At 68.2% G+C, this 11846-nt stretch carries 10 protein-coding genes; 2 read left to right on the forward strand and 8 right to left on the reverse strand.

Annotated elements, in window-relative coordinates; translation table 11 throughout:
* Window positions 1-102 precede the first annotated feature (102 nt).
* The 4 genes from CAL26_RS13135 to CAL26_RS13150 all read right to left on the reverse strand — a co-directional run bounded on the left by CAL26_RS13135 (window position 103) and on the right by CAL26_RS13150 (window position 4240).
* Window positions 103-1020, reverse strand: coding sequence for a hypothetical protein (locus tag CAL26_RS13135; protein WP_218831549.1), 918 nt, complete (start codon window positions 1018-1020; stop codon window positions 103-105).
* Between the two features lie 116 nt (window positions 1021-1136).
* Window positions 1137-2138 (reverse strand): Bug family tripartite tricarboxylate transporter substrate binding protein, encoded by a 1002-nt coding sequence (locus CAL26_RS13140; protein WP_256988397.1) that lies wholly within the window; start codon window positions 2136-2138, stop codon window positions 1137-1139.
* 126 nt (window positions 2139-2264) lie between these two features.
* On the reverse strand, window positions 2265-3077 hold the full coding sequence (locus CAL26_RS13145; RefSeq protein ID WP_094847357.1) for a citryl-CoA lyase: 813 nt from the start codon (window positions 3075-3077) through the stop codon (window positions 2265-2267).
* Window positions 3074-4240, reverse strand: coding sequence for a CaiB/BaiF CoA transferase family protein (locus CAL26_RS13150; RefSeq protein WP_094847358.1), 1167 nt, complete (start codon window positions 4238-4240; stop codon window positions 3074-3076). Before CAL26_RS13150 ends, CAL26_RS13145 begins: the two co-directional genes overlap by 4 nt.
* Before the next feature lie 137 nt (window positions 4241-4377).
* Here CAL26_RS13150 and CAL26_RS13155 point away from each other — a divergent pair, with 137 nt between their 5' ends.
* Window positions 4378-5355: a LysR substrate-binding domain-containing protein gene (locus CAL26_RS13155; RefSeq protein ID WP_094847359.1), complete on the forward strand. Its 978-nt coding sequence runs from the start codon at window positions 4378-4380 to the stop codon at window positions 5353-5355.
* A gap of 9 nt (window positions 5356-5364) precedes the next feature.
* On the opposite strand, the gene CAL26_RS13160 is transcribed toward CAL26_RS13155, so the two are convergent.
* From CAL26_RS13160 to CAL26_RS13170, 3 genes are all read right to left on the reverse strand, one after another.
* Window positions 5365-6477: an amidohydrolase family protein gene (locus CAL26_RS13160; RefSeq protein WP_094847360.1), complete on the reverse strand. Its 1113-nt coding sequence runs from the start codon at window positions 6475-6477 to the stop codon at window positions 5365-5367.
* Between the two features lie 173 nt (window positions 6478-6650).
* Window positions 6651-7850: an NADH:flavin oxidoreductase/NADH oxidase gene (locus CAL26_RS13165; protein ID WP_094847361.1), complete on the reverse strand. Its 1200-nt coding sequence runs from the start codon at window positions 7848-7850 to the stop codon at window positions 6651-6653.
* A 99-nt stretch (window positions 7851-7949) separates the two neighbouring features.
* Window positions 7950-9425 (reverse strand): aldehyde dehydrogenase, encoded by a 1476-nt coding sequence (locus CAL26_RS13170; protein ID WP_094847362.1) that lies wholly within the window; start codon window positions 9423-9425, stop codon window positions 7950-7952.
* Between the two features lie 109 nt (window positions 9426-9534).
* Here CAL26_RS13170 and gcvA point away from each other — a divergent pair, with 109 nt between their 5' ends.
* The gene (gcvA, locus tag CAL26_RS13175) at window positions 9535-10458 is read left to right on the forward strand and encodes a transcriptional regulator GcvA (protein ID WP_179283349.1); all 924 of its coding nucleotides are present in this window, start codon (window positions 9535-9537) and stop codon (window positions 10456-10458) included.
* Window positions 10459-10478: 20 nt separating this feature from the next.
* Here the strand turns inward: gcvA and CAL26_RS13180 are convergent, their stop codons facing one another.
* On the reverse strand, window positions 10479-11837 hold the full coding sequence (locus CAL26_RS13180; RefSeq protein ID WP_094847364.1) for an MmgE/PrpD family protein: 1359 nt from the start codon (window positions 11835-11837) through the stop codon (window positions 10479-10481).
* Between the last annotated feature and the right edge of the window lie 9 nt (window positions 11838-11846).

The following is an 11846-nucleotide window of genomic DNA, read 5'->3' on the forward strand; positions in this document are numbered from 1 at the left end:
CCGGACGCGGCGCTTTGCCGGGGCGCGGACACCGGGCGGGAACGGGCGGGAACGGGCGGGGCAAGGAAAACGGGACGCCGCGGCGTCCCGTTTTCCTTGCGGTCACAACACCGAATCGCGCGTGCGGCCGCCGCGCGTGGCGGCATAGGTGGACGCGAACGCGCCGATCAACATCGAGAGGAAGGCCCACAGCGCGAATCCCACCGCGGCCTTGCGCGCCTGGTCGGCGGCCTCGCGGGCCTTCTGCGCCGCCTCGTCGGCCGTCTGCTTCGCGCGGTTCATCGCATCGTCGATGCGCTTTTCCGCGGTGGGCTGGTCGACGCCGGTCTGCGTGGCAATCACGCGCGCAACGTAGGTCTTGTCTTCGGGCGTGATGGAGCCGCGCGCGATGCTCACCGCGACGATGCGGCCGACCTCGGCCTTCGCGGCGTCACCCTGCGACGCATCGGGACGGTCGGAACGGAACAGGCTGTCGACGAAGTACTGCATCGACTGGCCCTGCATGCCGCCCGCGCCGCCGCCGTTGCCCGCCGTCGAGGCCGCCGTCGATACCGCGGCGGCGCCGACGCCGGACACCGCGTCCGCGCCGACCTTGGCCGCGCCGCTGACCGCCGACGATATGCCCGAGCCCAGCAGGAAGGCGCTGGCCACGGCCGCGACCGCCCACACCAGGAAACCGTGCGCGGTATCGCGGAAATAGACTTCATCGGTATGGACGTCGACCCACTTGGTGCGCATGCGGCCGGCGATATAGCCGCCCAGCCCGGCCGAAATGATCTGGATGATCACCAGCCAGATGATGACGCCGATGCCCAGCGTCTTGGCGGAAGCGCCTTCGCCGCCCCAGGGCGACATGGACGCGAAGCCGAAGCCGGCGCCGGCCAGCAGCAGCATCAGGTAGGTGGCGGCCGTGACGAACGCGCCCGCCAGGACTGCCCCCCACGATACCGCCGAGCCGTACGACTCGCGCTTGCCCAGGGATGCCGGCGTTACCCCGGTATGAAGATTGGTGCCTTCCATGGTAGACCTCGCTCACGACGTTGAAACGTGCGCCGCGTAGAGCAATCGGCATACCCACGACCATGGATGAGGAGGGCCCGGCCGGAATTCCAGGCCGGGCGACCTGCCGGATCCGCTTAATCCACCTGCGCGCCGGACTGCTTGACCAGGTTCGACCACTTGGCGAGTTCGTCGCGGCCGAAGGCGTCCAGCCCCGAGGCCGGGATGTTGCTTTTCTCCACGCCCTGGCCCTGCAGCTTGGCGGCCACGCCCGCGTCGGCCAGCACGCCGTTGGTCGCGTCGCGCAGCTTTTGCAGCACCGCCGGAGGCGTCCCGGCCGGCGCATAGACCATGAACCATGCGACCAGGTTGAAGTCGCTGCCGGTCTGTTCGGCGATGGTGGGCACGTCCGGCGCGGCGGCGCTGCGTTGCGCGCCCGAAGTGCCCAGCGCGCGCAGCTTGCCGGCCTTGATCTGCGGCAGGACGGCGATCGGGTGGTAGAACATGAATTGCACCTGGCCCGACATGACGTCGGTCAGGGCCTGGCTGCCTTCCTTGTAGGGCACGTGCACCATGGTGCCGCCCAGGCGGGACTTCAGCAGCTCGCCCGCCAGATGGCCCGACGTGCCCGTGCCGGCGGATGCGAAGCTGATGCCGGCGGGCTGCGCCGCGGCCGCCGCCAGGTCCTTCAGCGATTTGTAGGGCGAGGACGCGCTGACCACCAGCAGCGTCGGCGTCGACCCCGGCATGGCGATGGGCGCGAAATCGCGGATCGGGTCATAGCCCAGGCGGTGGTACAGCGCCTTGTTGATGGCGTGCGTGCCCACGGTGCCCATCACCAGCGTGTAGCCGTCGGGCGCGGCGCGGGCGACGAATTCCGTGCCGATGGAGCCGCCGGCGCCCGCGCGGTTCTCGACGATGACCGGCTGGCCCAGCGCTTTCGCCATGGCGTCGCCGACGATGCGCGCCACGCTGTCGGTGGTGGTGCCGGCGCCGAAGGGAACGATCATTTTGATCGGATGGTCCGGATAGTCGGCCGCCAGGGCGCGCGGCGGCGTGGCGAGCAGCAGGGCGCCTGCTGCCAGTGCGAGCGCCGCGAAGGCGCGCCGGCCGGCGGGATGTACCGATGCTTTCATCATGCTTGTCTCCGTTCTTGTGGTTGTTGGTATGGTTGTTCCTGCGAACGTGCTCGATCGCATTGATCGCATTGATCGCATTGATCGCGTTTGATGCGTTTGATCGCGTCGATCGCCCCCGTGATGCGTTCAGTGTTCCGACTTGCCGAACCCAGCCGGAACTTCGCCTTCATACCGCAGTTCGCGCGTCGCCTGATACGACAAGGCGAACCCTGCCGGCTGCTGGAATTCTTCGTTCAGATGGGCGATCAGGCCCGCGGCCCGCGCCAGCAGCGGCACGCCGCGCAGCGCCTGCAAGGGGAAGCCCACGCCCAGCAGCACCGCCGGGATGGCGGCGGAGACATTCAGCTTCAGTGCTTTGTTGATCACGCCCGGAATCTGGCGTTCCACCGCCTCGGCGATATCGACGTATTCCATGCCCGCGCCGCAGCCGCGCGCGACTTCGAACAGGCGGGCCACGCGCGGATCGCGTTCCTTGTGCAGCGGATGGCCGTAGCCGGGGATGGCCTTGCCTTCGGCGGCATAGCGCTTCAGGACGGCCTGCGCGGCGGCGTCGATGTCCACGCCCTGGGCCGCCGCCGTCTCGCGGATTTCCGTGAACAGGCGCCCGGCGGTTTCGGAAGCGCCCAGGATGACCGAGCCGCAGCCCAGCAGCCCGGCCGCCACCGCGCCCTGCAAGGCGTCGGGCGCGGCGGCCAGCGTCATGCGCGCCGCCTGCACGCTGGGCACGAAGCCGTGTTCGGCGATGGCGACCAGCGTCGCGTTCAGCACCGTGGTCGCGGCGGCGTCGGGACGCCGTCCGGTGACCAGCAGATGGAAGTAGTCGGTGAAGGAGATCTGGCCGATCAGGTCTTTGCACAGGTCTTCGCCGCGCACGACGATGGTGTGCTCGTCGGACGTGCAGATGGCGGTAGTGGGAATGGTGGCCTTGCCGATCTTCATGATGCGTCCTTCTCGGAGGTCGTGGCCCGCGCCTGTTCGAGTGCGGCGCGGATCTGCGTATTGTGTTCGCCCAGCAGCGGCGGCGGCGTCACGTCGACGGGGCGCTCGCCGTCGAAGCTGACGGGCGATCGCACGGTGCGCCAGGGTCCCAGCGTGGGGTGGTCGGCCTGCACTTCCAGCTGCATGTGCAAGGCCTGCGGGTCCTGCAGGGCTTCCGCCGTGTCGTACATGGGCGCGTGCGGCACGTCGTGCGCCGCCAGGCGGCGGCACCATTCGTCGCGGGTGCGCCCGGCGAAGACGCCGCCCAGGATCTCGATCAGCGCTTCCTGGTTGGCGATGCGGCCTTCACGCGTGGCGAAGCGCGCATCGGCCAGGATGTCGGGCCGCTCCATGGCTTCGGCCAGCCCGCGCCAGAACTTTTCCGGCGACGACATGTGCAGCGCGATCTTTTTGCCGTCGGCGCAGGCCAGCGCATAGGACTGCGATACCCGCGGCCGGCTGTAGGGGTCCATGATCTCGCCTTGCGCGAAGAAATGCGTGAAGGCGTCCAGGTTGAAGTGGCACATGGCTTCCAGCATCGACACCTCGACGACGCGGCCGACGCCGGTGCGTGCGCGTTCGACCAGCGCGCCCAGGATGCCGTAGGCGGCGTAGAAACCCGTCAGCGCATCGGCGATGGCCGGCCCCACCACGCGTGGATTGGCCGGATTCACCAGCAGGTTCAGGAAGCCGCTGGCGGCCTGCGCGACCGTGTCGTAGGCGGGACGCCCGGCGGCCGGCCCGGTCTGGCCGAAACCGCTGATCGCGCAGTACACCAGGCGGGGATTGAGTTCGCGCAGGCGTTCCGGCCCGGCGCCCATGCGTTCGGCCGCGCCAGGGCGGAAATTCTGGATATAGACGTCGGCGCCGCGGATCAGCTCGTCGAACAGCGCGGCGTCCTCGGCATTCTTGACGTTCAGCTCGATGCTGCGCTTGTTGCGGTTGTAGGTCTGGTAGTGCGGGCTGTACAGCCCGCCCTTGAAGGCGCGGAAAGGATCGCCGGTTTCCGGTTGCTCGACCTTGATCACATCGGCGCCCAGGTCGCCCAGCAGCATGCCTGCCGCCGGGCCGGTGATGAAGGTCCCTTGTTCGATGACGGTGATGCCGTCCAGTACCTTGGCCATGTGCGTGTTCGCCTCCAATCCTGACAGGTCGGCAGACTATCCGGCGCCGGTGAAAGATGGAAATGATTAATTTGACGATTTATTATTGACGTCATCGATCATTCGAACAGACAACAGCAAGCGCGTGGGGAGACGGCGTGGAACTGCGGCACCTTCGGTATTTCATCGCCCTGGCGGGCTCCCTGAATTTCACGCGGGCGGCGGAACGCGTGCACGTCACGCAGTCCACGCTGTCGCACCAGATCCGGCAGCTGGAAGAGGAAGTCGGCCAGCGGCTGTTCGAGCGGATCGGCAAGCGCGTCGTGATGACGCCCGCCGGCGAGTCCTTCGTGGCCTACGCGGCGCGCGCGCTCAAGGAAGTGGACATGGGCCTGGGCGAGCTCAAGCGCGATACGGCTTCCATGATGGGTGAAGTGCGCGTCGGCACCACCCACACCTTCAACCTGGAATTCATCCCGGATTGCGTGGCGCGCTTCCTGCTGCAGAGTCCGGCCGTCAGGATCGTGATCGAGGAGCTGCCCGCCGATGCCATCGCGGCGCAGCTGGAAGGCGGCAAGCTGGATTTCGGGGTGGCCTACCGGCCGGCGGCGTCCAGCGCGCTGCAGTTCGAACCCTGGTTCAACGAAGAGCTCGTGCTGGTCGTGGGTGAGCAGCATCCGCTGGCCGATCGCCGGCGCATCCGCATGATCGAGCTGCATCGGGAGCCGCTGGTGCTGCTGCCGCCCGGGTTTTCGACCCGGCGCATGCTGGATGAGTGCTTCGCGGCCGCGGGCGCCGAGCCCGTCGTGATCGCGGAAATGAATTCGATCGCCGCGATGGTCGGGCTGGCCGGACGCATGCAGGTCGGCACGATCGTCGTGGCCGGCGCGGCCGCGCTGAACCCGGCGCTGCGGGTGATTCCGCTGGAAAACCCCACGCCCATGCGCACGCCCGGCCTGCTGTTCAACAACGCGCTGCCGCAATCGCGCGCCAGCCTGGCCTTTGCCGCCTTGCTGCGGCGCGAGGCCATGTCGCGCGGCACGCGGCCGGCCCAACGGCCGGCCGCGCGCAAGCGCAAGACCGCGATAGCCGCCGCTCCAGCGCCGCGCGGCCGCGCCCGCCAGGCCGCGCGCTGACCCAGCCGATCACGTCAACCGCAATCCCAGCAGGCGCTGGGCATTGCCGCCCAGGATCGCCACGCGCTGCGCGTCACTGAGCGTCTTCGTGGCGAACACCTGGTCCACGGGATGATCCTCCCAGGGGATGGGGTGGTCGGTGCCCAGCACGACCTGGCTGGCGCCCACCTGGGCCACGAGGTGCCGCAAGGCTTCCGGCGTGAACACCAGGTTGTCGAAGTAAAGCTGGTTCAGGTATTCGGTCGGCTTCTTCTTCAAGACGATGTCGGGATTGCAGTTCTGCGGCGAAACGAAGCACGAGTGATCCATGCGGGGCGCATACGATCCCAGGTAGCCGCCGCCGTGCGCGGCCAGGATCTTCAGGCGCGGGTACTTGTCCAGCACGCCTTCGTAGATCAGGTGCTGCAGCGCAATGGTGGTGTCCAGCGGATTGCCGATCACATTCGACATCCAGCCGTTGCCCTTGAACCGCTTGGCCAGTTCGGGCGTGCTCTGCGGATGGATGAACAGCACGGCGCCCAGTTCCTCGGCCTTGGCCCAGACGGGATGGAATTTCGGATCGGAGAATTCCTCGCCATTCACGCTGCCGCCGATGGCCGCGCCGCGCAGGCCCTGCGTCTTGATGGCCGTTTCCAGCTCCTGCACCGCCAGGTCGGGGTACTGCAGCGATAGCGAGGCGAAGGCCGCGAAGCGCTGGGGATAGGCCGCGCACAGCTCGGCGAATCGCGTGTTGTGGATCTTGACGATGGCGGCAGAGGTATCGCGGTCCTTGCGATACCAGAAGGGATTGATGGACAGCACTTCCATGTCGATACCCATCGCATCCATGGCGGCCAGGCGTTTCCGGATGGCGTCCTGGTTGGACGCGGCGATGAAGTGCTCCGGCACGCCCTTCACCGGCGGCAGCACGCCCTTCGCGTCGGCGCCCATCAGGTCGACGGCGTCCTGGAAGTAGCAGTGCGCGTGCGTATCGACGGTGCGTACGCGCTTGCCGTTGACGGTGACGGGAAGATGCCTGGGCGCGGCGGGCGCCTGCGCGCGGGCTGCATCCAGCAGGCCGCACGAGCAGAAGCCCATGCCCAGGCCGGTGGCGGTTTTCAGGAAGGCGCGACGGGATTTCATGCTCTGTCTCCGATGTGTTTTTCGTTATGCGGTGCGCGTCAGCGCCCGCGTCGGAGATGCGAGGATACGGATAAATGCGAGGCTTGCCGCGCGATCCGTTGCGTGATGAGACCGCCGTCTGCGTGGAATACAACAGCGGCGTCCGCGGACAGGTTATTGAAAGGTGACCGGCGCTAGATCCTTTCGCTCAGGGCCTCGTCGCCGGGCGACGCGGGCGCGCCGGTGCGGTTCAGCGGCATGGCGGCGATGACTTCCCGCCGGATCAGCCGCACCGATTGTTCCGGCGGCAGCAGCCGATAGGCGTCCTGGCCCATCATGCGCACCGCCGCATGCACGGGCCAGTTCGGATTCCAGATCAGCTCGCGCGCCAGCGCGATCAGGTCGGCCTGGCCGGCCCGCAGGATGGCTTCGGCCTGTTCGGCCTCGGTGATCAGGCCCACCGCCATCGTGGGACAGCCGGTGCGGCCGCGCACCGCTTCGGCGAAAGGCACCTGGTAGCCCGGCACCCGCCGTACCACCGGCATGGCGGTATTGCCGGACAGACCGCCGGACGAGCAGTCGATGACGTCGACACCGCGATCGCGCAGTGCGGCGGCCAGCGCCACCGTATCGTCGATATCCCATATGCCGCCACGGCCATCCACCGCCGATACGCGGAAGAACAGGGGCAGGTGATCCGGCCAGGCGGCGCGTACCGTCTCCGCGACTTCAAGCGCGAAGCGCATGCGGTTTTCGCGCGACCCGCCGTAGCCGTCCTGCCTGCGGTTGGTCAGCGGCGACAGGAACTGGTGGATGATGTAGCCATGCGCGCCGTGGATTTCCAGGATCTGGTAGCCGGCATCCAGCGCGCGCGCCGCCGCTTCTTGCCAGTCCCGCAGGTGGCGCCGTATGTCGGAGGCGTCCATTTCGCGCATGCGGGGCCAGGCGGGCGGCGGCTCGCGCAAACTGGGCACCATGCAGGTCCAGGGCGGCGTGCCGGCATCCGCGCTGGCGTCGGTCAGCGGCGCCCAGTCCTGCAGCGCGCCATGGCAGGACCCCTTGCCGCCCGAATGGCCCAGCTGCACCGCGGGCACCGCGCCCTGTTCCAGGATGAATTCGTTGATGCGGCGATACGCCGCCACGTGGTCGTCGTTCCACAGGCCCGCGCACTCGTAGGTCTTGCGGCCGTGGGGCTCGATCGCGGTTTCCTCGCCGAAGACCACCGCCGCGCCGCCCACGGCGAACTTGCCGAAGTTGATCGTCTGCCACGCGCCCGGCCCGCCATCGACGGAATGGTACTGGCACATGGGCGACGCCACGATGCGATTGCGCAGCGTGACGGACCGCAGCGTCAGCGGCGTGAAGAGCAGGGGAACAGCCGGTGTGTTTTCCATATGCCTTCCAGGCGGGCGTTGCGGCTACCCGTCCGGCGCCGGCGCGCTTTGCAGCGTGCACGGGCGCCCGGCGGAGCGCGGGCTTGGTCAGCCCTTATCTTATTCGCCCGCGAAGATATTCGGCATCTTGAGGTCGGTGGATATCCAGACGCTTTTCGCTTCCATGAATTCCTTGACCGAGTCGATGCCGCCTTCGCGGCCGATCCCGCTGTGCTTCACGCCGCCGAAGGGCGTGGTGTAGCTGCTGGAGCGGTAGTTGTTGATCCACACCGTGCCGGCCTTCAGGCGTTCGGACATCAGCATGGCGCGATGCAGGCTGGTGGTCCAGACGCCGGCCGCCAGCCCGAAGCGGATGTCGTTGCCGATGCGGATGGCGTCTTCCTCGTCCTTGAATTTCAACACCGACAGCACCGGACCGAATACCTCTTCCTGGGCGATGCGCATGTCGTTGGTGACGTCGACGAAGATGGTCGGTTCGATGAATTGCCCGGCCCCGTAACCCGGCCCGGACAAGGTGCGCCCGCCCGCCACGCAGCGCGCGCCTTCCTGCTTCGCGACCTCGATATAGTCGCGGATCTTGTCGAACTGCGGCTTGGTGGTGATGGGCCCGATCTCGCTGGCGGGATCGGCGGGGTCGCCGATTTTCGCCGTCCGGGTGATCCCGGCCAGGCGCTCGACGAATGCGTCGTGGATGGATTCCTGCAGCAGCACGCGCGAGCCGGCCACGCAGGTCTGGCCCGTGGCGGAGAATATCCCGGCGATCACGCCCTTGACGGCTTGGTCCAGGTCGGCGTCGTCGAACACGATATTGGGCGACTTGCCGCCCAGCTCCAGCGACACGCGCTTGAGGCTTTGCGCGGCGGTGGCGTAGATCCGGCGTCCTGCTTCGTCGCCGCCCGTGAAGGCGATGCGGTGCACGTCGGGATGGCGGACCAACGGTTCGCCGACTTCCGCGCCGAAGCCCGTTAGGGTGTTGAAGACGCCCGGCGGAAAGCCGGCTTCCTCGAACAGCCGGGCCAGTTCGAACAGCGACGCCGACGTGTACTCGGACGGCTTGCAGACCACGGTGTTGCCGGCGCACAGCGCGGGCGCCATCTTCCAGGTGGTCAGCGGCAGCGACGAATTCCATGGCGTGATGCAGGCCACCACGCCCATGGGCTCGTAGCGGATGAAGTTGTAGACCTTGGGCCGGTCGATGGGCACGACCGCGCCCTGGATCTTGTCGGCCAGGCCGCCGAAGTAGTAGTAGTACTTGGCCATGTACTTCATCTGGCCCAGCACGTCGCGCGTCAGCTTGCCGTTGTCGCGGCATTCGACGGCCGCCAGATGCTCGGCGTCGCGTTCGATCAGCGCGCCCAGCCTGTGCAGCAGCATGCCGCGATCGCTGGCGGACATGGTCGACCAGGGGCCTTCGAAGGCGCGCGCCGCGGCGGTCACCGCGAGGTCGACGTCGTCCGCGTTGCAGCGTGGAATCTCGGCCCAGGCCGCTCCGGAGTAGGGGTCATGCGTTTCGAACCACGCATTGGACCGCGGGTCGCGCCACTCGTTATCGATGAAGAGCTGGTAGCGTTTCATGGGGGTGTCTCCGGATGTGCAGCCGTCCATTCTCTGGGTTGGCACCGATAAGCTCAAACGACTTCTTGTGCTACGCTGCATGACTCTGACTCATGGAAGCCCAGGCATCGTGGAACATCCATCCATGTCGCGGCTGCCGCCGCTGACCGCGTTGCGGGCCTTCGAATCGGCGGCGCGCAACCGCAGTTTCACCAAGGCGGCGCAGGAGCTTTTCCTGACCCAGTCGGCCATCAGCCGCCACGTGCGCAACCTGGAAGAACTGTTCGGCATTCCGCTGTTCTATCGCAACCATCGCGCGGTGACGCTAACCCCGGATGGCGAGGCCTATATGCGCGACGTCGTCGATGCCTTCGCGCGCATCGATCTGGCGACGCGGCGGCTGAAATTTTCTGGCCGGCAGAACGTGTTGAACCTGCAGGCCTTCTCCACCTTCGCGATGTATTGGCTGATCCCCAGGCTGGGGCGCTTCCAGGAAATCAATCCGGAAATCGAGGTGCGGCTGACGGCGTCGGTGGCGCCGCTGGATTTCGAACATAGCGACATCCATGCGTCGATACGCGCGGTGGCCGGGCGCGTGGACGACGGCATCCGCAGCGACAGGCTGTTCGATTACCGGCTGATCGCCGTGGGCGCGCCGTCGATGGCGGCGGCCTGGCCCTTGCGCGCGCCGGGCGACCTGAAGAATGCGACGCTGCTGCACTCGCTGGCCCGCCCGGAAGACTGGGGCGTATGGCTGCGCGCGGTCGGCGCGGAGGACGTGCCGCTGGAAGGCGGCATGAAGTTCGAGTCCTCGGCGATGGCATACCGCGCGGCGGAGCAGGGCCTGGGCGTGGCGCTGGCGCAGAGTTTCCTGGTGCAGGGGGAACTGGCCAATGGGACGCTGCGGCGGATATTCCCGCACGAAGTGGCGTCGGAACGCACCTACTACCTGATGAGCTCGCCACGGCATTGCGGCGATCCGGCGCTGGAGCTTTTCCGCGGCTGGCTGCTGGACGAGATCGCCGCGGCCACCGCGCAGCCGGCGGCCGCGTAGGGGTCAGCGGGCGGAAAGCTTCAGGCGGAGACGCTCGCCAGCCGCGCCTGCACGTGCGCATAGGCGCCGCCATACGAACCCTGGTAGAGCGCGGCCACGCCGCCATGCGGATCGTCGGCGCCCATCAGCCTGCGCGCATGCTCGATACCCCAACCGCGCAGGTCCTGCATCGAGCGCCTGGCTTCATGGATCATCGCGCCGCCGCGCCAGATGCGCGCGCCGATCACGGCGTTCCTGAGCCCCGTGGGCGCGTCGCGATCCATGCGCAGCTCGATCCGCGGGAACAGCGCGGCCACCGCCGGCGCGGGCGCCCACGGGCCCGCAGGCCCGGAAAACGCCGCGTAGGAGATGTCGCCGGCGCCGGCGATCGCGGCCACGGCCTGCGCGCTGTTGCGCGCCTGGCGCAGGTCCCTGGGAGCCGGGCAATCCAGGTGAGGCACCCAGGGCATGTCGATCTCGATGCGCTCGACCGGGCCGCCGTCGACGACTTCTTCCAGGATCGCCACCAGCAGGTTCAGGTAGATGTTGCAGGGATAGCGCTTGAAAACCAGCGCTTCGGCCGCCTTCGGGCCGGCGGCCGCCAGGCGCGCGGCATCGACGTGGTCCTGGCCGAACAGCGTGCCCAGGCCGCGCTGGAAATCGCGCGATGCTTCCCAGCCCCGCGCGGCCAGCAGCGCCGCTTCCAGCCCATGCAGCGCGCCCCAGCCGAAGTGCGTCATGCCTATCATCGACGCCGCGCTGTTGACCGCGAGTCCGGACGCGCGGGTCAAGGCGATGGCCAGCGCGTTGACGCAGGCCTGCGGCGGCAGGCCCAGCATGCGCGCCGCGCTGGCCGCGGCGGCGAGCGTGCCGAAGACGCCGGGGCTGTGGAAACCCACGCCCGGCCGCGTTCCCGTGATGGCGCCCCGGAAGCGCCATGCCGCGTCGACGCCCGCCAGGACGGCGGAACCGATCTGGGCATCGGCATCGGCATCGGCATCGTGCGCCGCGGCCTGGGCGGTGCCCGCGGAAAGCCGGCCGGCCTGCGCGCGAACCAGCTTGTGCGCCGCGCAGGCTGCCAGGGTGGCGGGCAGCACCGTATGCGACGGCCCCGGATCCATGGGGTCCAGGTCGGAAGCCCCCGCCAGCGTCCCGAGATGGCCGATGCGATCCAGCGGTTCGAGCAAGCCGCCGAGCATGCCGTCGATGCGGCCGGCGGTATCGGCCGCATCGCCCCTGGCCCGGAAAGGCCAGACCCAGCGCTCCCGCTCGATACCGAACAGCGTGCACAGCAGGGAAGCCCGGATGCCCTGGTCGATCGCGGTCCTGGCCGCCGGCGTTTCGTCGTGGATGTCGGCGTGCGCGACCGAGGCGCCCAGCTCCAGAAACTCATGCTGCATCGCTGTCTC

Source organism: Bordetella genomosp. 9 (assembly GCF_002261425.1).
In the GTDB taxonomy this organism is placed as follows: Bacteria; Pseudomonadota; Gammaproteobacteria; order Burkholderiales; family Burkholderiaceae_B; genus Bordetella_C.